The 24,145-nt window shown below is 47.9% G+C and carries 22 protein-coding genes; 19 read left to right on the top strand and 3 right to left on the bottom strand.

Annotation, left to right across the window (positions count from 1 at the left end):
- The first annotated feature begins 160 nt into the window (after positions 1 to 160).
- Positions 161 to 769, top strand: a complete 609-nt coding sequence (rsmD, locus tag NSQ38_RS25030) for a 16S rRNA (guanine(966)-N(2))-methyltransferase RsmD (RefSeq protein ID WP_036609474.1) — start codon at positions 161 to 163, stop codon at positions 767 to 769.
- A 1-nt stretch (position 770) separates the two neighbouring features.
- The gene (gene coaD / locus NSQ38_RS25025; RefSeq protein WP_085981453.1) at positions 771 to 1,277 is read left to right on the top strand and encodes a pantetheine-phosphate adenylyltransferase; all 507 of its coding nucleotides are present in this window, start codon (positions 771 to 773) and stop codon (positions 1,275 to 1,277) included.
- Here the strand turns inward: coaD and NSQ38_RS25020 are convergent.
- Positions 1,255 to 2,592: a nucleoside recognition domain-containing protein gene (locus NSQ38_RS25020; protein WP_339784598.1), complete on the bottom strand. Its 1,338-nt coding sequence runs from the start codon at positions 2,590 to 2,592 to the stop codon at positions 1,255 to 1,257. The two genes, coaD and NSQ38_RS25020, sit on opposite strands and share 23 nt — an antisense overlap.
- Positions 2,593 to 2,906: 314 nt before the next feature.
- Here NSQ38_RS25020 and NSQ38_RS25015 point away from each other — a divergent pair, with 314 nt between their 5' ends.
- Positions 2,907 to 3,947, top strand: coding sequence for a SepM family pheromone-processing serine protease (locus tag NSQ38_RS25015; protein ID WP_091031961.1), 1,041 nt, complete (start codon positions 2,907 to 2,909; stop codon positions 3,945 to 3,947).
- Between the two features lie 343 nt (positions 3,948 to 4,290).
- On the opposite strand, the gene NSQ38_RS25010 is transcribed toward NSQ38_RS25015, so the two are convergent.
- Together NSQ38_RS25010 and hmpA are read right to left on the bottom strand one after the other, a co-directional pair.
- Positions 4,291 to 5,523 (bottom strand): nucleotidyltransferase, encoded by a 1,233-nt coding sequence (locus NSQ38_RS25010; RefSeq protein WP_091031958.1) that lies wholly within the window; start codon positions 5,521 to 5,523, stop codon positions 4,291 to 4,293.
- Between the two features lie 532 nt (positions 5,524 to 6,055).
- The gene (hmpA, locus tag NSQ38_RS25005; protein WP_339784595.1) at positions 6,056 to 7,291 is read right to left on the bottom strand and encodes an NO-inducible flavohemoprotein; all 1,236 of its coding nucleotides are present in this window, start codon (positions 7,289 to 7,291) and stop codon (positions 6,056 to 6,058) included.
- 462 nt (positions 7,292 to 7,753) lie between these two features.
- Here hmpA and NSQ38_RS25000 point away from each other — a divergent pair, with 462 nt between their 5' ends.
- The 16 genes from NSQ38_RS25000 to rpsP all read left to right on the top strand — a co-directional run bounded on the left by NSQ38_RS25000 (position 7,754) and on the right by rpsP (position 24,131).
- Positions 7,754 to 8,260, top strand: a complete 507-nt coding sequence (locus NSQ38_RS25000) for a DUF177 domain-containing protein (protein WP_338593788.1) — start codon at positions 7,754 to 7,756, stop codon at positions 8,258 to 8,260.
- 67 nt (positions 8,261 to 8,327) lie between these two features.
- The gene (rpmF, locus tag NSQ38_RS24995; RefSeq protein WP_017689233.1) at positions 8,328 to 8,501 is read left to right on the top strand and encodes a 50S ribosomal protein L32; all 174 of its coding nucleotides are present in this window, start codon (positions 8,328 to 8,330) and stop codon (positions 8,499 to 8,501) included.
- Positions 8,502 to 8,873: 372 nt separating this feature from the next.
- Positions 8,874 to 9,422 carry a transcription factor FapR gene (gene fapR / locus NSQ38_RS24990; RefSeq protein WP_047842457.1) on the top strand — a complete coding sequence of 183 codons (549 nt, stop codon included), beginning with the start codon at positions 8,874 to 8,876 and terminating at the stop codon, positions 9,420 to 9,422.
- On the top strand, positions 9,419 to 10,414 hold the full coding sequence (gene plsX, locus NSQ38_RS24985) for a phosphate acyltransferase PlsX (RefSeq protein WP_017689231.1): 996 nt from the start codon (positions 9,419 to 9,421) through the stop codon (positions 10,412 to 10,414). Before fapR ends, plsX begins: the two co-directional genes overlap by 4 nt.
- A gap of 8 nt (positions 10,415 to 10,422) precedes the next feature.
- Positions 10,423 to 11,412, top strand: coding sequence for a beta-ketoacyl-ACP synthase III (locus NSQ38_RS24980; RefSeq protein WP_338593790.1), 990 nt, complete (start codon positions 10,423 to 10,425; stop codon positions 11,410 to 11,412).
- Positions 11,413 to 11,437: 25 nt separating this feature from the next.
- Complete coding sequence (gene fabD / locus NSQ38_RS24975; protein WP_339784593.1) at positions 11,438 to 12,379, top strand: ACP S-malonyltransferase; 942 nt, start codon at positions 11,438 to 11,440, stop codon at positions 12,377 to 12,379.
- Positions 12,380 to 12,589: 210 nt separating this feature from the next.
- On the top strand, positions 12,590 to 13,339 hold the full coding sequence (fabG, locus tag NSQ38_RS24970) for a 3-oxoacyl-[acyl-carrier-protein] reductase (protein WP_017689228.1): 750 nt from the start codon (positions 12,590 to 12,592) through the stop codon (positions 13,337 to 13,339).
- A 152-nt stretch (positions 13,340 to 13,491) separates the two neighbouring features.
- Positions 13,492 to 13,725, top strand: coding sequence for an acyl carrier protein (gene acpP, locus NSQ38_RS24965; RefSeq protein ID WP_024630176.1), 234 nt, complete (start codon positions 13,492 to 13,494; stop codon positions 13,723 to 13,725).
- A 177-nt stretch (positions 13,726 to 13,902) separates the two neighbouring features.
- Positions 13,903 to 15,141: a beta-ketoacyl-ACP synthase II gene (fabF, locus tag NSQ38_RS24960; RefSeq protein WP_062833763.1), complete on the top strand. Its 1,239-nt coding sequence runs from the start codon at positions 13,903 to 13,905 to the stop codon at positions 15,139 to 15,141.
- A 13-nt stretch (positions 15,142 to 15,154) separates the two neighbouring features.
- Complete coding sequence (gene rnc / locus NSQ38_RS24955) at positions 15,155 to 15,859, top strand: ribonuclease III (protein ID WP_091031948.1); 705 nt, start codon at positions 15,155 to 15,157, stop codon at positions 15,857 to 15,859.
- Positions 15,860 to 16,269: 410 nt separating this feature from the next.
- The gene (gene smc / locus NSQ38_RS24950; protein ID WP_105598192.1) at positions 16,270 to 19,839 is read left to right on the top strand and encodes a chromosome segregation protein SMC; all 3,570 of its coding nucleotides are present in this window, start codon (positions 16,270 to 16,272) and stop codon (positions 19,837 to 19,839) included.
- A 108-nt stretch (positions 19,840 to 19,947) separates the two neighbouring features.
- Positions 19,948 to 20,961, top strand: a complete 1,014-nt coding sequence (gene ftsY, locus NSQ38_RS24945; RefSeq protein ID WP_091031943.1) for a signal recognition particle-docking protein FtsY — start codon at positions 19,948 to 19,950, stop codon at positions 20,959 to 20,961.
- Between the two features lie 147 nt (positions 20,962 to 21,108).
- The gene (locus NSQ38_RS24940) at positions 21,109 to 21,756 is read left to right on the top strand and encodes a hemolysin III family protein (protein ID WP_315936347.1); all 648 of its coding nucleotides are present in this window, start codon (positions 21,109 to 21,111) and stop codon (positions 21,754 to 21,756) included.
- Positions 21,757 to 22,015: 259 nt separating this feature from the next.
- Positions 22,016 to 22,366 carry a YlxM family DNA-binding protein gene (gene ylxM / locus NSQ38_RS24935; RefSeq protein WP_339784590.1) on the top strand — a complete coding sequence of 117 codons (351 nt, stop codon included), beginning with the start codon at positions 22,016 to 22,018 and terminating at the stop codon, positions 22,364 to 22,366.
- Between the two features lie 62 nt (positions 22,367 to 22,428).
- The gene (gene ffh / locus NSQ38_RS24930) at positions 22,429 to 23,805 is read left to right on the top strand and encodes a signal recognition particle protein (RefSeq protein WP_062833767.1); all 1,377 of its coding nucleotides are present in this window, start codon (positions 22,429 to 22,431) and stop codon (positions 23,803 to 23,805) included.
- 53 nt (positions 23,806 to 23,858) lie between these two features.
- Positions 23,859 to 24,131, top strand: a complete 273-nt coding sequence (gene rpsP / locus NSQ38_RS24925) for a 30S ribosomal protein S16 (protein ID WP_017689219.1) — start codon at positions 23,859 to 23,861, stop codon at positions 24,129 to 24,131.
- Positions 24,132 to 24,145: the final 14 nt, after the last annotated feature.

Below are 24,145 nucleotides of genomic sequence, written 5' to 3'. Positions count from 1 at the left end.
ATTATAGAATCGCCCGATTGTTTCCTTTTTATACATATGCGTCAACAATTCGTCAACAATTTTCCAAGGGAAATGAAGACCGCACATTTTTCAAACTGAACCGGAGTGTGGTACGATAGTCGTATCAATAAACTTACATAGAGAAAAGGTGACTCGTCAAGTGAGAGTGGTATCTGGGAGTGCAAAAGGCAGGCCGCTGAAGGCTGTTCCTGGCACGGGTACGCGGCCGACCACCGACAAGGTGAAGGAAGCGTTATTTAGCATGGTTGGTCCTTATTTTGAGGGCGGCACAGCATTGGATCTGTTTGCAGGCAGTGGAGGTCTCGGTATTGAGGCGCTGAGCCGCGGCATGGACAAGGCTGTTTTTGTTGATTTGGAATCAAAAAGTATTGAAGTTATCCGCATGAATCTGAAGGCGACCAAGCTGGAAGACCAGGCGGCCGTATATCGTAATGATGCTGGTCGGGCATTGAAGGCACTCGCCAAGCGAGGCACAACGTTTGATCTGGTATTTCTCGACCCGCCATATCGCATGAAGAACGGGCACGAGTTGATGTTAACCATGCACGAACTGGAACTTCTGGAACCCGAAGCAACCATCGTGCTTGAATATGAATCCAAACATGATTACCCTGAGCAATTCGGCCCGTTTGAACAAACGCGCAAGGCATTGTATGGGGAGACGGCAGTATCCATCTATTATTATGCACCTGAAGCAGTTGAAGATGGAGAATCCATTACACCGGAAGAGGAGGCTCCTCATGACTGAAATGATACATCGACAGGAACGGATCGCCGTATATCCTGGAAGTTTTGATCCCGTAACGATGGGGCATCTGGATATTATCGCCAGAGCGTCAAAGCAATTTGATCGCGTCATTGTGGCTGTGTTGAACAATATGAGCAAAAATCCACTGTTTACGGTGGAGGAACGCAAAGAACTGATTACGGAAGTAACCCGCCATCTACCAAATGTGGAGGTAGACAGTTTCCGCGATCTGACGGCCAATTACGTTCGGCAAAAGGAAGCTCAGGTCATCGTTCGTGGTATACGCTCGGTAACTGATTTTGAATACGAGTTGCAATTGGCATCGACCAACAGCAAGTTGAATCCGGATGCGGAAACGATATTTATGATGACGAATCCCAAGTATTCCTATTTAAGTTCCAGCATCGTCAAAGAAATCGCTCATTATCATGGAGATGTTACAGATCTTGTCTCACCTGAAGTGGAAGCTGCGCTCCGTCAGAAAATCAGCGAGAAAACCGGCGGTTAAACCAGAAGGTAAGACCCGATAGACTAACCATGACTGCAAGAAGTAACGCAAGACCCATGCATGCAGCAGGGAAGACGCTCCAAACGGTGTTGATCGTGTATGTGTTACCAGGACTATGTATGAGTAGCCAACCAAATGGTGTTGAGAGGTCCTGCTCTGCATTCGTCTGTAATGTGGTCCAGACTTCTGTGCTATAACGGCTGAACGGCATCCATAGGAACAGACTGATGAAAAAGGCAATTAATCCATGAGTCAGACGAACTCCGGCAAAATACAACATCGATTTGCTGCTTGGACCAGTTGTTCTCAGGACAGCAGAGACTTGCAGATGGGAGCATAATCCACCCCATCCCAGAACGGCTGCAAGTAGAGATATGAGCAGCATGGGTGTAAGTGAAGTCTGGCTCAAATGATAGGTGCCCAGATGAAGCTCAAAGAAGGCTGGCCACAGCGCAGCAGAGGACCCGGGAGTCAGATATAGGGAGACCAACCGGATAAACACGGCAAAACCGATCATGTATCCACCAGTCATCATCAAGGTCTGTACAGCTTGAGATACGGTGTCACCGAGCAGTTTGCCAAATCCTCTTCCATCACGACGATGGGCTTCTCTGGCTGCGATCATCATATCAGACCATACACTGCGTCGTTTGAACGTTGCGTGGTGGGGTGCAGATGAGCGACTTGTGGAACTTGCAGGACTTGCAGGCTGAGAATCAAGAGAGCTCTTATCTGCTTGTACGGCTGTCGAGCCAACCCTGTCTTTCTGGTTACCCGGTGCAGGCAGGAGACGCGTGGCAAGAATGGCAGCAATCCAGCCGCTGATCCAGTGGACCATGAGTAGAAAATATCCGGCTGCTGGCTGGTGGAGAAAAGCAGCACCAACGACCAGTATGATCATCATTGGATTGGCAAAATGAGATGCCGCCGCAAGGACAACCGCCTGCTTGGCGGTAATTTGTCTATCCTGAAATAAACGGGATACTGCATCTGCTCCTGCGGGGAATCCGCCGCACATGCCAACGGCAATCGCCAGACCTGCGTTGCCTGGAAGCCTAAACCAGCGTTGCATTAACGGTCCGAGCAAGGCGCCGATCGCGTGGGTGAATCCAAACGCAGTGAGCATTTGGGATAACATGAGGAACGGGAGCATGGCAGGGAAGATGATTTTCCACCATATATCCAGACCTTGAATAGAGGCATCAAACGCTTCTTTGGGGGAAGCAACTACCGCAATGACCAACATTAAAGCGCCGGTACTTAGGATTATCGTTCGTAACGGGCCAGAATCTCTAACCTCGCTCTGTAATGTCATCGTTTCACCTCATATCAGATAACGCCGATTTGGCATCTGAATCGTTATGGACGGCCGAATGACGCCCGAAGGGCGGTTCGGCCTTGACCGGACAGGCTATTGTATACAGCGGCCTATCCGGCCTGTACCATTGTATGCACAAGGACCAGAGTGTTAGACTTGAAAAAAATGATTAAACAAGATGAGCTGAGTATCTGCATTATAAGGAGCGTGAATCTAACCGACGAATGGAAGTATTCACAAGGTGGAATTACGATCGCTGATTAGTGTAGAGTTCAGCTTATATAGAGATACAAAGAACGGAGGCTCATGCGATGAATCGGATTCGGAAATCTGGCGGATTCAGAGCTTCGATCTTTGTGATCGTGGTGGCTCTGGTCGTCTATGTTGCCGTGTACATGCCAACGCCGTATATCATATATATGCCTGGCAGTGCAGACGAAGTAAAACCAATGGTAACCGTTAAGGGTGGAGACCAGGAAGAACGCGGTGTGTTCATGATGACGACCGTGTCGGCAACATATGCCAATGTGTTTTTGCTAGGAACCTCTCTGTTCAATAAAAATGCTCAAGTGGATAAAAAGGAAGACCGACTGCGCGGCAAAAGCGAAGCGGAATATTCTGCCGAACAGGTGTGGTTCATGAGTGACTCACAATCCTCCGCAATGGAGGCTGCATATGAGCAGGCTGGTGTGACTTATTCTATTGTACCTGAACATATCTTTGTATTTGGACTGTCCGAAGATCCAAAACCGGAAGGAGATATTGCTCCGGGAGATATCATTCTGGGAGTGAATGGAACAGCTACGCCGGATAATACGGTGCTTTCTGCCCAGTTAAAAGATAAAAAGGTTGGAGATACAGTCGAAATGCAACTGGAACGTGGTGGAGAGACCATTAGCCGGGACGTGAAACTGATTCAGGTAAAAGATAGTAAAACGGGTGAAACCCGCCCGGGATTGGGCGTAATGATTGGTGCAGTTCAGAAGGTGAAAGCCGAAGATCCGGACAAACAGATCTCCTTTACCGATACCCAGGTTGGTGGTCCGTCTGCCGGATTGATGTTTACTTTGGAGATCTATAACCAGTTAACACCTGGAGATCTGACCAAAGGTCATCGAATTGCGGGTACAGGTACCATTACCAAGGACGGTGTGGTGGGTGCCATTGGTGGTGTAGTGCACAAGATTGTAGCTGCTGATCGAAAAGAAGCGGAGATCTTCTTTGTGCCGAAGGATAACTATAAGGAAGCAGCAGCCAAGGCTGAACAGATCGGCACCAAAATGAAACTTGTGCCTGTGAGCACGGTGGATGATGCGTTGGCTTATCTGAAAACCTTATCCGTGAAATCATAGGTTATAATCGGGCGGGAAGAGATCGAGCCAACGTTGAACCGGATGGATAAGTACGGATGAAATCGGAATAATTGATTAAAGTGGAATGAAGTGTGATCAAGAGATTTGAGAAGATCAATAGACTCACTAGACCCACAAGACTCAAAGGGATTAAAATAACTAAAAGAATTAAGAGAACAAGAGAAGTGAATAAGGAGATCCCCTTGTTGCGAGGTGCCTGAGCGGCGCGCAGCAAGGGGATTTTTTAATTGTATAGTTGAGTAACGAATAGTGGACATCAATGATCTGTTTGATGATGGAATAAAAAGCTCCATAGAGATGAAGCCTTATGGTCAAAAGCGGATTACAGTCTCACCGGAGACTCATAATAATCACTGAACATCTTGCGTGTGTCCCTATGCTCGCAAGCGAGCCCATACGCAACCTGAGCTTGTATATCCAATTCCAGCTGGTTGTGTGTGAACGTCGACGGTTTCAGCACAACTGGAAGCGATGCAGTTTTCTTCATTTGTTTAAGCAGGCTCTGCCCTTGAGCATTAAATCCGAGGACTCGGAGATATCCGGGTCCGGCAGCCAATTGCTCTGGTGAACACTCGGCTTTGGTGTGATTCAGGAGCAGGTGGGCGAGCATACGCTGGAGTTTGGTGCGTGTGTATCGTTTGGTCTTCAGTGCATTCAGGAGTGCTTCGACTGAAGGCTCCGGGAGCTGAGCGAGTGCACGGCTCAGCCGGTGTTCCAGGCCTTCCGTGACTTCGGCGATGCGTTCCAGCTCGGAGGCACGGCGGGTGGCCGCAAGGTGCAACAGCGGCTGTGCAAAGCGCTCCCAGTGTATGGGAGCGCGCCCTTCCTGCCATTCGCGATGCAGAATGGCAAGGGTCGCCGCCGGCACGTATGGCGCGGCGGCGTTGGGCCCGTCCGCCATCAGGAGGCGGCGGACGGCTGTGGCACTGGCGATCGCCCCCGGCCCGGGCGTCGCCTCATGATACGCGGCACCGGTACGCGCCGCCGTAAAGGGCTGGATCGCGCTGCCAAGTCGTTGCAGCGCGATCAGGTAGTGCAGCCCAAGCGAATTGTTGGGCTGCTCCAGCAGTGCAGCGGCGTCGTGAGCATCGACGCCGCCGGGCGCCAGCGCTGCCGCCGCGCCTGCGTACGCGGCGGGATAGCTGGCGCCTTCCCGCAGGCGGCGCGCGATGTCCTCGCGCATCCCTGCGGGCTCCACAGCCAGCACGCGCGCAATGCGCTGCAGGCTGTCCAGGTCGCCGGACTCGCTGCCAAAGCAGAGCGAGTCCACAATGCCGGTGCGGTGCAGCAGGGATACCGCACCGAAGGCAAACCACTCCGCCGGTTGTACCGCGTACGCAACCGGCAGTTCAAGCACGAGATCGGCGCCTGCGTGCAGCGCCATCTCGGTGCGCGCCCTTTTACCCACGATGGCGGGTTCGCCACGCTGGAGAAAAGGGCCGCTCATGACTGCAACAACGGCGTCTGCGCCGCTTAGCCGCCGAGCTTCTTGCAAATGATAAACATGCCCATTGTGCAAGGGGTTATATTCAACAATGACGCCTACGGCTTTCATGATTAGAGGTACTCCTTTCGATTGGATAACCGAGTATGTATAACATCCATTCCATCATAGGGGATGTCATGTATTAGATCAAATCATGCACCAATTCAGACAAGAAAAAGGGGCTGTATCAAAAGGAATTCCGCCTCGCTCCAAGCGCTAACGAATCTACCGCACCTTAAAAGGCGGATCGTTAACGTTTGTAAGATTTAACGAACCTCAGTAAGGCTATTTCGTCATAAAACGTCACCAAAATCGAAAAATTGACCGAATAGACGAAATAACATCTCTGTGATTCGTTAGATTTCAGATTTGGGCAAATGGGAGCAAATAGCGTGTCTCAGGATCATTAAAACAAAGTAACACAAACAAGGGATATCCCCTGTCATATTCACGACTTATGGGACATCCCTGTAAGTGTAGAGAACAACTTCTTCATCTTTAATAAGTCATCTTAATAAATCATCATAATAGGACACTTACCCATACACTTATATACATTAGTAAGAAGTTAGGCTAATCACATCTCACATTCTCAGAACGTTTAGACACTCTCCGGCACGGGAGAAAGACTTGCTTTAGGCCCGAAAAATTCATAATGAATATTGTCCGCTGCAACACCAAGCGCCTGAAGTTCCGTATACACTGCCCGCATGAACGAAACGGGTCCGCACAGATAATAGGTGGCATCCAGTTCATCAATCACTTGGCGAAGCCAGACCACATCCATATAACCTTCCTTATGAAAATACTCATTTTCATGATCAGAATCCTCAGGTTGAGTATAACAATAATAAGCTTTAACGCCCTGATTACGTTTGGCCAGACTGTTCACATGATCACGGAACGCGTGCGATTGACCATTGGGACTTGCATGCAAAAATGTAATGGTACGATTCTCATTCAAGTTAACCAGCGTATTTAACATGCTGATCATGGGCGTCAGACCGACACCGCCACTCAGGAGAACAACAGGTCGTTTATCGTCTGCATTCAGCGTGAAGTCGCCAGCAGGAGCGGATAGCTCCACCAGACTGCCTTCTTCAATGTGATCGTGGAGATACGTGGATATAACTCCATCAGGACGTTCTAATCCACCCAGCTCGCTTTTAACGGAAATGCGATAGTAAGGTTTACCCGGGGTATCTGAAAGGCTATACTGACGAATCTGGGTAAATGACTGTGCTTCTGGTTTGATTCTGATACTGATGTATTGTCCTGGTTCATAGGTGGCGATAGGCTGACCATCGTCTGGAACGAGGTAAAAGGACGTGATGACTTCACTTTCCTGCACTTTCTTGGCAACCTTGAAGGTACGAAACCCTTCCCAGCCACCCGTCTGGTTTTCTGCTTCCGCATACATGTCCTGTTCGATCCCGATAAAGGCGTCTGCAATGACATTATAGGCTTCACTCCATGCGGTGATAATTTCATCCGTTGCCGCGTCTCCAAGGACATCTTTGATGGCTTGTAGCAGATAGGTGCCGACAATCGCATATTGCTCCGGAACGATACCCAGGCTGCGATGTTTATGTGCAACTTGCCGGACGGCAGGCAGGATGGAGGACAGATTATCGATATGCAGGGCAGCGGTGTATACCATATTGGCGAGGGCAGCTTGCTGTCGTCCCTGTTTCTGATTTGCGTGATTGAAAATATTCAGCAGATCCGGATGAGCTGCGAACATCGTTTCATAGAAATGGCGTGTGATCGCTTCGCCGTGGACTTCAAGTACGGGGACTGTAGACTTAATGACTCTAATGGTGTTCTCACTTAACATACATTTTCCCTCCCGATATGATATGAAATAGTTGGATAATAAATCGGTCATGGAGCTGATCGTGCTTTGGTTTATAGCAAGTATAGATAGGGGGCAAGCGGGTCTGTGTGATATAGATCACACTAAACGTTAACGAAATGTGACCGCTGTTTGCAAGGAACTACAACTAAAATGACGACTTGTGATTTATCTTGAAGTGAGTCTATAATAGACCAGATGGAGTAAACGGTTCTGAGCCATTGGTTTTAAAAAGGGTGTAAAGTTAAAAGTGTTGACAAACGTCTTGAAAAATCGGTATAATGATTTTTGTTTGTTAAGTCAATTTCATAATACTTTTAACGGTGAATCGTCAGAATACATACAGTCAGGATATATTGCTTTACAAAAGCAGGCTTGACCTGTATAACTGTCGTGATACGTTTGACATGAATTATGAAATTGGTTTCGTTTGGAGTGATGGAAATGTTAATGCCATTTCGCAAAGTGGCTACCAGTGATGGTCCCCTGAAGTTTAACGAACAGTGGGATATCAAGGAACTGGTTTCTAACCGACAAGATATCACAGCCGTTACCCCGCTGACTGCGGACTTATCTGCAGAATTCAGAGAAGGTGACGTTGTGGATGTTCATGGCAAGCTGACAGTAGGAATGGACATGTTGTGCTCCCGTTGTCTTAAGCCGATCAATGAACATTTTCATATTGATTTTCATGAGCAATTCAAGCAGGGAAAACAGCCAGAGGAATTACACGAAGACGACGATACGCTCTATGTGGATGGGGATAGCGTTGATCTGAAAGGTTATGCCGAGGAAGCTTTTCTGCTGGATCTTCCGTTTATACCGCTATGTAGCGATACATGCAAAGGGTTATGCCCCAAGTGTGGCCATGAGCTGAACGAAGGTGACTGCGGTTGTGATAACCAGGTTATCGATCCGCGGCTTGCAGGGCTCAAGGATTTTTTTAAATGAGCATGATTGAAAATCGAACATTTTAAGACTACCTGCAAAGGTTGATTTTGATAAGGAGGTGGGAATAATGGCAGTACCTCAACGGAGAACGTCCAAGACGCGTCGCGACAAACGTCGCACTCACTTTAAATTGGCTGTACCGGGCATGGTGAAATGTGAACAATGTGGCGAACTTAAACTTAGTCACCACGTGTGCAAAGTGTGCGGAACGTACAAAGCAAGAGAGATCATCTCTCAATAATAGTTGGACATTAAGTAGCACTTCATTTCGATGAGGTGCTACTTTTTTTGGATTAGAGAGTGTAGGTAGAGTGAGCTAACTAGCATGAAATCCTTGCTCCACAAGGGTGAATTGTTTTTGTTAGGCCAGTCTTTCTTTTTGACACGGGATGAGATATACTATAGTTTAGTACCAGGTTCTAAGATTTGACGTTACATATAGAAGAACCATAATCCGTTTGAGAACGACCCTGGTGACCAGGGATGCAACTATAGAAGCAACACGAAAGAATGGTTGAACTGGCCGGACGGGACGGTTCCGTAAACGATACAGCGGGGGGTGTCAGGCATCGAACGTGTACCGAAGAGACAGAGGCAACAGCAGTTAACCAAAATGATAGAAGAGAACCCGTTTGTGACGGATCAGGAACTTACACGCCAATTGAAGGTGAGTATTCAGACGATTCGTCTTGACAGGCTGGAACTTGGAATACCCGAACTTCGGGAGCGGATGAAACTGATGGCAGAGCTCTCGTATGATCAGGTACGCTCGTTGCCCTTGCATGAGATAATCGGTGATATTGTGGATCTGCAACTGGACAAAAGCGGGATTTCCCTGTTTGAGATTAAGGAAGAACACGTGTTTTCCAGAACAGGCATTGCACGTGGACACTATGTCTTTGCGCAGGCTAACTCCTTGGCTGTAGCGATTATTAATGACGAGATCGCGTTGACTGCATCAGCAGACATTCGCTTTGTCCGTTCGGTTCATTTGGGAGAGAAATGTATTGCAAAGGCTTATGTGAGATCGATTCCGGGTCAAAAGGGCAAAGCCAAAGTGGAAGTATTTACTTATGTAGGTGAAGAAATGGTGTTTCAAGGCAACTTTGTAATCTACCATTCAGGTGGAGAAGACAGCGGAGAAGGAGGTCATTTGGAATGAAAATCGTCATTGATGCCATGGGAGGCGACAATGCACCTGCATCAACGGTAGAAGGTGCAATTGCCGCAGCCACGGAATGGGCGGATACACAGATCGTCCTGATCGGCGATGAAGCCAAGCTGGAGCCTCTTTTGAGTCAGTCAGGTGTGAGACCTGCCAATCTTACGGTTCGGCATGCTTCCGAAGTTATTGGTTCGGATGATGAACCCGTCAAAGCAGTGCGTCGCAAGAAGGATGCCTCCATGGTGGTCGCTGGCCGCATGCTGAAAGAGGGCGAAGCGGACGCGATGATCTCGGCGGGAAATACTGGAGCGTTGATGACAGCGGGTTTGCTTGTTGTAGGTCGCATGGAAGGCATTGAACGTCCGGCGCTAGCGCCTATGATTCCAACGATTGATGATGTAGGTGTGCTTGCGCTGGATCTTGGAGCGAATATGGATGCCAAACCGGAGCACCTTGCACAGTATGGCCTGATGGGCAGTTTGTATCGGCAAAAAGTACAGGGCATTGAGTCCCCGCGAGTGGGCTTGCTCAATGTAGGAACAGAGCCAGGCAAGGGAAATGAGTTAACCAAACATGCATACCCTTTACTGGAACAACTCCCAATTCGGTTTGTCGGTAATGTTGAGGCACGTGATGTGCTGACTGGTGCTTGTGATGTGCTTGTATGTGACGGTTTTGCAGGGAATATCCTGCTGAAATCGCTAGAGGGCACAGCAGGTGCCATTTTCGCCTTGCTTAAGGAACAATTTTCATCTTCTCTCAAAAGTAAACTGGCTGCAGCTGTACTAATGCCTGAGCTGCGTGGGTTGAAACGAAAGCTGGATTATACGGAGCATGGCGGAGCGCCGCTCCTCGGTTTGAGCAGACTGGTTGTGAAAAGTCATGGATCTGCTGATGGCAATGCCATCAAAAATGCTGTGCGCCAAGCTCGGATTGCAGTGCAGAATCAGCTGGTAGAGAGTATATCTAAGGAAATTAGCGGGAAGTGAGTGACGATATGAATAATTTGCGCCCAGTAGGGGTTATTGGTACAGGGAAATATGTGCCTGAGAAAATTTTGACAAATAGCGACCTGGAGAAAATGGTCGATACCAATGACGAGTGGATCGTCAGTCGTACAGGAATCAAAGAGCGTCACATCGCTGCACCCGATCAGGCAACTTCTGATCTGGCATATGAAGCGGCTATTAAAGCCCTTGAATCTGCAGGCATGACAGGCAGTGATCTTGATCTGATCATTGTTGCAACCATTACCCCGGATTCTTCGTTCCCATCGACAGCCTGCATCTTGCAGGACAAATTGGGTGCAAAAGGTGCCGCGGCATTTGATCTGTCGGCTGCTTGTTCCGGATTTGTATACGGTTTGGCTAGTGCTACGAGCTTCATCCAAAGCGGTATGTACAACAATGCACTTGTGATTGGTGCGGACTGCTTGTCTCGTATTACGGATTATACAGACCGTAACACTTGTGTCCTCTTTGGTGATGGAGCAGGCGCGGTAGTTGTTGGTGAAGTTCCGGAAGGTCGCGGATTCAAAGCATTCGATCTCGGTGCCGAGGGTGCTGGCGGTAGTCTTCTTCAGATGGAAGGCGGCGGTTCCCGTCTGCCTGCTACTGCAGAGACCGTTGAAAATAAAAAGCATTACATCAACATGAACGGTCGTGAAGTGTTTAAGTTTGCGGTACGTGTCATGGGGACGGCTACCATTGAGGTATTACGCAAGGCTGGTATGGAGCGTACGGATGTGGATCTGTTTGTTCCTCACCAAGCGAATATTCGGATTATCCAATCTGCGATGCAACGACTTGAACTTCCTGAAGAAAAGGTTGTAGTCAACGTGGATAAGTATGCAAACACATCTGCTGCTTCCATCCCGCTTGCTCTGGTAGAAGCAGCAGAGGAAGGTCGCATGAAAGCCGGAGATACCGTTCTGATGGTTGGATTCGGTGGCGGTTTGACATGGGGTGCATCGGTACTCGTTTGGTAAAATAGACATCTGGGAGATGAATGAGATGGGTAAAATAGCATTTGTATTTCCCGGACAGGGATCACAGGCTGTAGGCATGGCCAAGGACGCGTATGAGTCCGTGCCTGCGGCAACCGAGATTTTTCGCACAGCAGATGAAACATTGGGTTTCTCGCTGAGCAACCTTGTATTTGAAGGACCGGAGACCGAGTTGAAACAGACATCAAATACACAACCGGCTCTGTTGACAGCAAGTATTGCCTTGCTTGAAGCTTTCAAAGAAAAAGGAATTCAGCCTGACTATACGGCTGGACACAGTCTGGGAGAATACAGTGCACTGGTGGCAGCGGGCGTTCTTTCGTTTGCTGACGCAGTGAGCACTGTGCGGGCGCGTGGTCAGTATATGGAGCAGGCAGTACCGGGTGGACAAGGAGCGATGGCTGCTGTGTTGGGTGCGGATCGGGAAGCGCTGGGGGTGCTTTGCCGTGACGTATCTGAAAGTGGTCATGCGGTTGAACTTGCCAACATGAATTGTCCGGGACAAATCGTCATTTCTGGTGTAAAGGAAGGCGTAGCTGCAGTTGCGGAGCGAGTGAAAGAAGCAGGCGGTAAACGCGCTATTACACTTGAAGTAAGCGGTCCGTTCCACTCTTCATTGATGAAGGGTGCAGCTGAGAAGCTGGCAGAGAAACTGAAAACCGTTACGTTCTCACCGGCAGCGGTCCCTGTAGTCGCTAATGTGACTGCAAGACCTGTAGAGGATGGACAGGTTCAGGATTTGTTGACAGCTCAGGTCTATTCTCCTGTATTATGGGAAGACAGTGTGACATGGCTTATTGAGCAAGGCGTGGATACGTTCATCGAGATTGGATCTGGCAGTGTATTGACCGGTTTGATTAAAAAAACAGATAAAACCGTAAAACTGTACAATGTGAACAGTCTTGAAACGCTCGAAGCAACGGCAAGTGAATTAGAAGGAATTATATGAGTTAAACTAAACTTTTTACACGAGAACGGAGAGGACAGAAAAAACCTGAAGAAGCGGAGTGTTCGCCTTTATCACCGGATTTTCCCTTTAGAAAAGGGAATCAAAAAATCTGGGGATAACAGCGATCGGAAGGTTATTCTGTCATCGGAGTGGCAAGTGTAAACATTCTTTGGTTGAACTGATATAGATTTGGGGAAAGGAGGAATGATTATGTCTAAACCATTAGAAGGTAAAAATGCACTCGTTACCGGGGCATCCCGGGGCATTGGGCGCAGTATTGCACTGGCACTTGCAGAAGCTGGAGCGAACGTAGCCGTGAATTATGCGGGTAGCCAAGCGGCAGCTGAGGAAGTGGCGGAAGCGATTCGTGCCAAAGGAGTCAAGGCGATTACACTTCAAGCCAATGTTGGTCTGATGGATGAAGCTGAACAAATGGTCAAAGCTACTCTCGAAGCATGGGGTAACGTTGATATTCTGGTGAACAATGCTGGAATTACCCGTGATAATCTGATCATGCGTATGAAAGAGGAAGAATTCGATCAGGTTATTGAAACCAATCTCAAAGGTGTGTTTAACTGCCTTAAGGCGGTTACACGTCCAATGATGAAACAACGGTCGGGAAGAATTATCAATATCTCCTCGGTTGTAGGTGTGCTCGGTAATGCTGGACAAGCGAACTATGTTGCTGCCAAAGCAGGAGTCATTGGCCTGACAAAGGCATCTGCTCGTGAACTGGCTTCTCGTGGAATCACAGTTAACTGTGTTGCACCAGGTTTCATTGAGACAGATATGACAAAAGAGTTGTCCCAGGAGCTGGTGGACGGTATGCTAAGTGGTATTCCGTTGTCCCGTTTGGGTCAGCCGGATGAAATTGCCGGTGTAGTCACGTTCCTGGCTTCACAGGCTTCATCTTATATGACAGGGCAGACGCTGCATGTCGATGGTGGCATGTACATGTAATTCTTCCCGGACTTGAACAATAGTCGGGGAACAGGCGCTGGACGATCCGAAATGCCGGAAAAAGGCCGGGTTCCCCGGCCGGGAGCCGCATATGTCTTCTATGGCATTTTGCCTGCGATTCTCGTATAATACCAAAGAAGGAGGTGAACCGGATGTCCGATGTATTGGAGCGTGTAAAACGCATCGTCGTCGACCGCTTGGGCGCAGACGAAGCTGAAGTTACACTTGAAGCATCTTTCAAAGAAGATTTGGGTGCTGATTCTTTGGATGTAGTGGAATTGGTCATGGAATTGGAAGATGAATTTGATTTGGAAATCTCTGATGAAGATGCAGAAAAAATCACGACCGTAGGTGAAGTTGTAAACTACATACAATCTCATACCTAAAGTCATTTTTAGTCCCGCACATGTTTTCGAACAGGCGGGACTTCTCATCATTCATTGGTTTTTCTCATTCCGCAAGCAGCTCTACTTAAGCAGGCCTATCTTGGTTGAGTAGATGTCTGTTTGCGGATATTCCCACAAAATACTTGCGTAATGCAGTCGATATAGAGGTGACTCGGTTTGAAACAAAGAGTAGTAATTACCGGAATGGGCGTAATGACATCGCTCGGAAAAGATTTGGAAACGTTCTGGGGCAGTTTAATGGCAGGAAAGTCCGGAATTTCTCAGATTGAGGCGTTTGATGTTAGTGAGTACACGACACAGATTGCAGCCGAGATCAAGGATTTCAACCCGGAAGAATATATGGATCGCAAGGATGCTCGCAAAATGGACCGTTTTGTACAGTTCGCTGTGGCAGCCGGTTTCAAAGCCGTTGAAGACAGTGGTCTGAAAATTAACGAGAATATTGATGCAGAGCGTTTCGGAGTATCCATCGGATCAGGTATTGGTGGATTGGGTACATGGGAGGATCAACATAACGCATTGTTGCAAAAAGGTCCAAAACGGGTAAGCCCATTCTTTATTCCCATGATGATCTCCAACATGGCTTCAGGCCAAATGTCCATTTCTCTTGGTGCCAAAGGTCCTAACATTAACGTTGTTACCGCTTGTGCAACAGGTACACACTCTATTGGAGATTCCTTCAAGTTGATTGCCAATGGTGATGCAGATGCCATGATCTGTGGTGGTGCGGAAGCAACAATCAGACCAACGGGTCTTGCAGGGTTCTGTGCGATGCGCGCAATGTCTACACGTAATGATGATCCTGCGAAGTCAAGCCGTCCTTTTGATACAGAACGTGATGGTTTTGTTATGGGTGAAGGCGCTGGTGTTCTGATTCTGGAATCCCTGGAGCATGCTCAAAAACGTGGTGCACGCATTTATGGTGAAGTGATTGGTTACGGTCTGACAGGTGATGCACATCACATGACAGAACCAGATCCGGATGGAGCAGCACGTTGCATGAAGATGGCACTTCGTAATGCGGGTATTGAGCCTGAAGAAGTGGACTACATTAATGCACACGGAACTTCGACGCCTGTAGGCGACAGATCCGAAACGCTTGCGATCAAAAAGGCGTTTGGTGATCATGCGTACAAGCTCGCCGTGAGTTCCACTAAATCCATGACGGGTCACATGCTTGGCGCTGCTGGTGGTGTAGAAGCGGTCATCTGCGGATTGTCCCTGACACATCAGACACTGGCTCCAACGATTAACCTGGAAAATCAGGACCCGGAATGTGATCTGGATTATGTACCAAATGTTCCACGTCAAACCAAAGTTAATATTGCCATGTCCAATTCATTTGGATTCGGCGGTCACAATGCCACCATTATTCTCAAAAAATTTGAAGCATAAGGGGCTAGTTCGTTTGAGTGAAGATCTGAAGCAGTTACAACATAAACTTCAAATCAAATTTGACAACAGGCAGCTTTTAAAACAAGCGTTTACCCATGCTTCCTATGTAAACGAACACCGGTTCAGTCAGCATCAGGACAACGAGCGCCTGGAGTTTCTGGGCGATGCCGTGCTGGAACTGACTGTATCGGAGTACTTGTATCATTTGTATCCTAACCGTCCGGAAGGCGAATTAACTAAGCTGCGGGCATCCATTGTCTGTGAGCCTTCCCTCGTCAAATTTGCTGAAGCGTTGGGTTTTGGGCAGTATGTACTTCTTGGTAAAGGTGAGGAACTAACTGGAGGACGGACACGGCCGGCTCTGCTGGCAGATGTGTTTGAATCTTTCATTGGTGCATTGTATCTGGATCAGGGGCTTGCGCCTGTCCGGGCATTTCTCGATCAGCATGTCTTCCCATTAATTGTATTGGGTAGCAAGCTGCAAATGAGTGATTACAAAACGGAACTGCAGGAACTTACTCAGCATCACAATATGGGAGCTTTGGAATACCGTATCGTTGAGGAACGGGGACCTGCCCATGAACGTGAGTTTGTCTCGGAGGTCCATATGGGTCAAGAAAGGCTCGGCAGAGGTACAGGACGTTCCAAAAAGGAAGCGGAACAACAGGCTGCATCTGCAGCACTTGATCGACTGAAGCTTCCGGAAGCCGGAGCTTAACCGATAGCGTATAGACAAACGAAGAGCAAAGAGCAGCCCGCGGGTCCGCCCCGGCGGAAGTAATCGGCCGGACTGCTTTTTGCTCTTTTTTTTGTAAAGAGGTTCAGGAGAAGGTTACCTGATCGTTAACTAAATAAGTGAACCTTATTTTACACAAAACGAAGAGTGCAGAACCAATCTGAAGAAGCGAAGCTAAAAGCTTTCTGAAAGAAAGCTACATCGGAAGCATATGCTCCGCATTTATCAACGGATTTTTCCCTTGGATAAGGGAATCAAGAAAATCTGGGGATAAGAGCGATCGGAGGATGGTACTGCAATTGGAGTGATCATGTGTAATGACAATGGTTCAATTTATTTAGGCGCTTGAATGCAATACTTGAAATTTGCAAGAGGAGGTGACGAGAAACCCTATGTTTTTAAAACGGATCGAATTGGGTGGATTCAAGTCATTCGCCGACAAAACGGAGATGGAATTCGTTCGTGGCATTACGGCTGTTGTAGGTCCGAACGGAAGTGGCAAGAGTAATATATCGGACGGAATTCGCTGGGTTCTGGGGGAACAAAGTGCCAAGTCGCTGCGTGGTGGCAAGATGGAAGATATCATCTTTGCAGGCAGTGACGCACGGAAAGCTGTTAATTTCGGTGAGGTGTCGCTAACGCTTGATAACGAGGATCACGCACTTGCATTGGATTTCGGTGAGGTGACGGTGACTCGTCGTGTACATCGCAGCGGAGATAGTGAATATTTTATTAACAAGCAATCTTGTCGTTTGAAGGATATCACGGAGTTGTTTATGGATACCGGCATTGGTAAGGAAGCGTACTCGATTATTGGACAGGGGCGAATCGAAGAGATTCTGAGTACCCGTTCGGAGGATCGCAGAGGTATCTTTGAAGAAGCTTCAGGTATCGTTAAATATAAATCCCGCAAGCGGGATGCAACGCGCAAACTGGATGAGACAGAGCAGAATTTGCTGCGTATTCATGACCTGGTGACTGAACTGGAAGATCAGATTGGACCGCTAAAAGAACAATCAGAGAAAGCGATCCACTATAAGGAACTTCGTTCTCAGCTCAAATCACAGGAAATTTCCATGTATGTGTACCAGATCGAACAGATTCATGCTTCCTGGAGTAAGGCGAATGAGCGCCTGCAATCGCTAAAACAGGAAGAGGTTGGACTCGCAGCGATTGTCTCTACGCATGATGCCAAGCTGGAAAATGATCGGAATGCGCTGCGTATCCTGGAAACAGAGACAGAGCAACTGCAAGCCGCCTTATTGCAATTCAGTGAAGCGACAGAGAAAAGTGAAGGGCTTGGAGAATTGCTCAAGGAGCGTTCCCACCATCTGCAAACAAATCAGGAGCAGCTCAAAGTAACACTTGCTGCGAGTGAAGAGAGACATCGCGAACGGGAAACCGAGCTGCTTGCACTACGTGAGAAGTTTGGCAAACTTGAGCATGAACTGAATGATGTGAGAAATCAGTTGTCCCAGGAAGAAGCCAAACTCATCGGTGTTACAGGTGGCATTAGTCAACAGCAAGAGGAAAGCCTCAAAGGCAACTTGCTGGAACTGATGAATCAGATGGCTCAGACACGCAATGAAATTCGTTATGTGGATCAGCAGAAAGAAACGCTGGAGCGCAGAATGAATCGCGCGGCTGAAGAATCAGGCAAATGGGAAGAGCAGAAAGAGACACTGGAAAGTCGCAAAGCGGACATTGAGAAAAAAGTTGTTCGCTTGGGCAAAGAAATCAGTGATCTACGTGGTGGTTACATTACGGAAAGTGAACGACTCCAGTCGCTGCAGAAGCTGCTCGAAGAAAGTCGGGGCACAGTTCGTAAATGGGAACAGAAGCGTGAAGCTCAGGTCTCCCGCCGCGATACGATGAAAGAGATGCAGGATGATTTTGACGGATTCATGCTGGGTGTCAAGGAGGTTCTCAAGGCTTCGCGTAAAGGCACGCTTACCGGTGTTCATGGAGCTGTGGCTGAACTCGTTAAAGTTCCCGAAAAGATCGAGCTTGCGGTAGAGACAGCAATGGGAGCATCCTTGCAACATGTGGTCATGGAAAATGAATCAGTTTCCAGACAGGCAATCGCTTTCCTGAAGCAACGCCAGTTGGGGCGTGCAACGTTCCTGCCTCTGGATGTCATTCGTCCTCGTGCCATTGGAGCGGCTGAACGTTCCATGATCGAAGGTATGGAGGGTTTTGTGGGGATCGGTGCTGATCTCGTACAATTCGAATCCAAGTATGCTTCGATCATTGGCAGTCTGTTAGGTAATGTTATTATTGCTGAAACGCTGGAGGTCGCCAATAAAATTGCGGCTCGCTGCCAGTATCGTTTCCGGGTCGTGACGCTTGAAGGTGACGTGGTCAATGCGGGTGGTTCCATGACGGGTGGTAGCCAGCACAAGAAAAATGTGAGTCTGCTCAGCCGGAAACGGCAGCTGGACCAGCTCGACCAGGATATTTTGGACACCGAAAATCAGATCGTGAAACTGCATCGCAGTGTGGATGATGTAAAAGTTCAACTGGAGCAGTGTCAGGACAAACTGGATGAACTTCGTCAGTCCGGTGACGATACCCGAAATGCAGAACAGCAGGCTTCGATGGAAATGAAGCAGGTAGAGCATGAGCTTCGCCACGTGCTTGAACAGGTGGCCGTTGCCGGGCAGGAGAAGAGCGGGTTTACCGAAGAGATCAAAGAGCTGGATACGGCTCGCATCGTTGCTGTGAAGAAGCTGGAGCAGCTTGAAGAGGAAGAAAAAGCGACTCATCGTGCCATTCATGCAGCTGAGTTTGCCCGAAAAGCCAATGAATCCGCGAAGGAAGAATTGCAGAGCCAACTCACCGAATTGAAAGTGCGCGAAGGCAAGCTTGATCAGGAGCGATTCTCCAATGGAGAACAATTGCGGCGTCTGGAGCGTGAAGTGGAGTCGCTGGTCAAAGATCTGCGTCAGAATCGCACGTTGCTGGCTTCGATGGAAGCAGATCTCAAGAAAACACAAACCGAGAGTGTTAAGCAGATTGAAGATCTGAACCAGTACAAGCTGAAAAAAGCGGAAGCTTCCCAGGAGCTGGACTTCAAACGTGCTGCCCGGAGTGAGTTGTCGAAAAAACTTGAGCTTGCCGAGAGCGAAACGAAGGAACAGCGCACGCAGTTAAAAGCTGTGGAAGAGCAGATGCGACAGACGGAAATTTCCGTGAACCGGTTGGATGTTGAGCTGGAAAATATATTGCGAAAGCTGACGGATGAATACGAACTGGGTTATGAACTGGCCAAAGAGCGTTATCCTGTGCCGGAAGACGTGGAGCATACACAGGCAGAGGTACAGAAGCTGAAGCGCAGCATATCCTCCCTGGGTGATGTGAACCTGGGAGCGATTGAGGAGTTCCAGCGAGTCAATGAGCGATACGAGTTCCTGAGTGAACAGAAGAATGACCTGGTGGAAGCCAAAACAACGTTGTATCAGGTTATTCGGGAAATGGAAGACGAGATGGCGAAGCGGTTCAAGATCACGTTTGATGCAATCCGCCGTGAGTTCGGTACCGTGTTTACCAAGCTGTTTGGCGGGGGACGTGCTGACCTTGTTCTGATGGACCCGGAGCGTTTGCTTGAAACGGGAATAGATATTGTGGCTCAGCCACCAGGCAAGAAACTGCAAAACCTGCAACTGTTATCCGGTGGGGAGCGGGCTTTGACGGCGATGGCTTTGTTATTTGCTATTCTGCATGTCAAACCTGTACCATTCTGCGTGCTGGATGAAGTAGAGGCAGCGCTGGACGAAGCTAACGTGGTACGTTTTGCCCAGTACTTGCGTGAATTCTCCGAACAGACACAGTTCATCGTTGTTACCCATCGTAAAGGTACGATGGAAGAGGCTGATGTGCTGTACGGTGTTACGATGGAAGAGGGCGGAGTATCCAAGCTCGTTTCGGTTAAACTGGAAGATGAGGAAGCAGTAATTGCCTGATCTGATCCAAACCTGTGAGATAAATGAACTCATTGTAATTATTGAAAATCATTCAGATTGAGCATTTTTGCAAAAGCGCTTAGATTATGTACACGATGGAGGGGCTTTATGAGTTTTTTTAAAAAGCTGAGAGACAGCATTGCAAGCAAAACGGAGTCGGTCACCAAACAGTTCAAGGATGGATTGGAAAAGACACGTAAAGGGTTAGTGGAAAAAGTGTCAGATCTCGTTATCCGCCGTAAAAAAATCGATGAAGAGTTCTATGAAGAACTGGAAGAGATTTTGATCGGAGCAGACGTTGGCGTGAATACAGTCATGAATCTGATCGAAGACCTGCGCGTTGAGGTGAAAAAACGCAAAATCGAGGACGCGGCTGAGCTGCAGCCTGTACTGTCTGAGAAACTGACGGATCTTCTTCGCGGTGAACAGAATAACGAACTGAAAATGAATCCGGATGGCATTACCGTTATTTTGTTCGTTGGTGTTAACGGTGTTGGTAAAACAACAACGATTGGCAAGCTGGCGCATCGATTTAAACAGCAAGGTAAAAAAGTCATCATGGCAGCTGGAGATACGTTCCGTGCCGGAGCCATCGAACAGCTGGAAGTATGGGGACAACGTGCCGGTGTCGATGTTATCAAACAGCAATCTGGTTCTGATCCAGCAGCGGTTATGTATGATGCGGTACAGGCAGCTAAACAACGGGGTGCGGATGTTCTCCTCTGTGATACAGCAGGTCGTCTGCAAAACAAATCGAACCTGATGGACGAGCTTAACAAGATATATCGTGTCATTCAGCGTGAAATTCCGGATGCTCCGCATGAAGTACTGATGGTACTGGATGCAACAACAGGTCAAAATGCTTTGAATCAAGCCAAACTTTTCGGTGAGAAAAGCGGCGTAACTGGCCTCGTACTGACAAAACTGGATGGAACAGCCAAAGGTGGGATCGTTGTTGCGATCCGTCAGGAGCTGGACTTGCCAGTGAAACTCGTGGGGCTGGGTGAGAAAATTGATGATCTGCAGCCGTTTGATTCGGAGCAATTTGTGCATGCTTTGTTCGCCGGATTGATCCAGGAACAGCCAGCTGAGAGTGCTGAAGAAGAGGAAGCTAATTCCTAGAAGCATTAATTAATAGGTTGAATTTAATAGCGTTAACCGTAATTGCCAGTGATATACGTGATAAGTGTCACGTGTAATGTCACTGGCAATACGTGTATAATGAGAATAAAGCAGGCAATGCTAAAGGGTTAGAAAGGACGGTTGAAAATGGCCAATACTCATACCTATTCTCGCCGTGAAGAAGTCGCCAATGCGGTGACACATGGAATCGGTGCTGCACTCAGTGTAGCTGCACTGGTGATATTGATTGTATTTTCAAGTATGAAAGGCACAGCTTGGCATGTGGTCAGTTTCACGATCTACGGGATCACCATGCTGCTGCTCTATACGAGTTCTACACTCGTGCATGCATGGAAAGATGGAAAAGTGAAAGATTTATTTGAGATTTTCGACCATTCTTCCATTTATTTGTTTATTGCGGGATCGTACACTCCGCTTTTGTTTATTGCTGTTCGGGGTACACTTGGATGGACCCTGTTCGGTATAATCTGGGGAGTCGCATTATTCGGCGTGATCTTTAAGGCGTTTTTCACGAAAAAGTTTTTATTCATGTCGACGATTTTCTATATTGCGATGGGCTGGCTCATCGTTATTGCCTGGCAACCGCTTATGGCTGCCATTCCTACAGGTGGAATTGTGCTGCTGGTTGCTGGAGGCCTGATGTATACACTGGGTACGCTTTTTTATATGTGGCGTGGATTTCCTTACCACCATGCGATTTGGCATCTCTTTGTGCTAGCAGGCAGTATTCTTCATTTCTTTATGGTACTGCTGTACCTGACACCACTTCGCTAGAACACCGTAAACGAATGCATCTCCACGAACTGAGAAGCATTCGTTTTTCTTCTACATAGGTGGATCGTAGAGATACAGACAGGATTTGCTTGTAGTGAAAAAGAGTATAAACCACCCGTTAAACATCGAAATAACATATCATCAGAGCTGTTTTTATTGTGACAAGTATTTTTGCTTGACAACCTGATTTGTTTTAGGTATTATTAGGAACGTTGCAAGAGTGTAAAGTGTTTTTCCTTGACGAAGGGAGTGCCCCGATGTGAGTCAAGAAAACCGGCTTGAGAAGACAAACCGGATTAACTTGCTGTTTGCTTTTTATGAATTGTTACTTACCGAGAAACAGCAGACTTTTCTAAAGTATTACTTTCATGACGATTTCTCACTTGGTGAAATTGCAGCCGAGTTTGAGATCAGCCGCCAGGCGGTATACGAGCATATCAAGCGTGCCGAACAAGTGCTGGAAAATTACGAAAGCAAGCTGGGCTTGCTGGGAAAGCATGAACGGCGTAATCGCAATCTTGAAGATTTGCAAAATGCATTGGAACGCGCAGGCGTCTCCATTGATAACAACAAACAAATACACGATATCGTTGCTCAGCTTAGTGAATGAAAATTGGCTGAGCGGAACGTATCGGTCTTGAAAACAGTATTAAAGCTTAAGGAGGTGGGATCATGGCATTTGAAGGATTAACGACCCGATTACAGAATGTGTTCAGCAAGCTGCGCGGCAAAGGCAAGGTGTCTGATGAAGATGTAGCCGAGGCTATGCGCGAGGTACGTCTGGCATTGCTCGAAGCGGATGTAAACTTCAAAGTGGTCAAGGAATTCATCGCCAAGGTGAAAGAGAAGGCTGTTGGCAAAGAAGTGATGGAGAGCTTCACGCCAGGAATGGTCATCATCGACATCGTTAACAAGGAACTAACGGATTTGATGGGTGGAAGCCAGGCCAAACTGGCTAAAGCAAACAAACCGCCTACGGTGCTGATGATGGTTGGTTTGCAGGGTGCTGGTAAAACAACCACATCGGGTAAACTGGCTAAAATGCTGCAAAAGCAAAACAGCAGACCATTGCTTGTTGCAGGAGATATTTATCGTCCGGCAGCGATCAAACAGTTGCAAGTACTTGGCGAGCAGATCAAAGCGCCGGTATTCACACTGGGAGATCAGACAAGCCCTGTTGAGATCGCACGTCAAGGTCTTCAACACGCCAAAGATAACGGTAATGACTATGTTATTATCGATACAGCTGGACGTCTGCATGTTGATGAAGAGCTGATGGAAGAACTTCGCCAGATTCACAGCGTAGTGAATCCGGATGAAGTACTGCTTGTCGTGGACAGTATGACAGGTCAGGATGCGGTTAACGTAGCAGAACACTTTAACCAGCAGCTTAATCTGACCGGTGTTGTCCTGACAAAGCTGGATGGCGATACTCGTGGTGGTGCTGCGCTTTCCGTCAAAGCAGTTACGGGTTGTCCAATCAAGTTTGCTTCCCTTGGAGAGAAACTTGACGCTTTGGAGCCGTTCCACCCGGAACGTATGGCTTCACGGATCCTCGGTATGGGTGATATGTTATCTCTGATTGAGAAAGCACAATTAAACATTGATACCGATAAAGCCAAGGAAATGGAACGGAAGATGCGTAATGCAGAATTCACGTTTGAAGATTTCCTGGAGCAGATGGATCAGGTGAAAAAGCTGGGACCAATCGACCAGATCATGGATATGATCCCCGGCATGGGCAAGATGAAACAAGCCAAGGACCTGAAGGTTGATGATAAACAGATGGGCCGGATCGAAGCGATCGTTTACTCAATGACGACCGAAGAGAAACGCAACCCGGACATGATCAACCATAGCCGCCGGAAGCGTATTGCTACCGGAAGCGGAACATCTCTGGCTGAAGTAAATCGTCTGATCAAGCAATTTGATGAGATGCGCCGCATGATGAAACAGTTCTCGGATATGATGGGACCTAAAGGCGGCAAAAATAAAGCGATGAAGCAGCTTAAAGGTATGGGCAAAGGAATGAAGTTTCCTTTCCGTTGAATTAAGCGAAGCTGGATCATATACAGATTTCATTGAAGGAGGTGAATTTTCAAATGGCAGTTCGTATTCGTCTGAAACGTATGGGTGCTCACAAAGCTCCTTTCTACCGCGTAGTGGTATCGGATTCCCGTTCCCCACGTGACGGTCGTTTTATCGAGGAGATCGGTTACTACAACCCGGTTGAACAACCGGCTGTTGTTAAGATCGATGAAGATAAAGCATTGGCATGGCTTCAAAACGGTGCACAAGCATCTGACACTGTCCGCAACTTGCTTAGCAAAGCGGGCGTGATGAAGAAGTTCCACGAGTCTAAATTATCTAAATAAAGTGCTGATTCGGA

It is taken from the genome of Paenibacillus sp. FSL R7-0313, assembly GCF_037969885.1.
Classification (GTDB): Bacteria; Bacillota; Bacilli; order Paenibacillales; family Paenibacillaceae; genus Paenibacillus.
The sequence above is the reverse complement of the archived record's forward strand: the minus strand, read 5'-3'. Positions and strand labels throughout refer to the sequence as shown.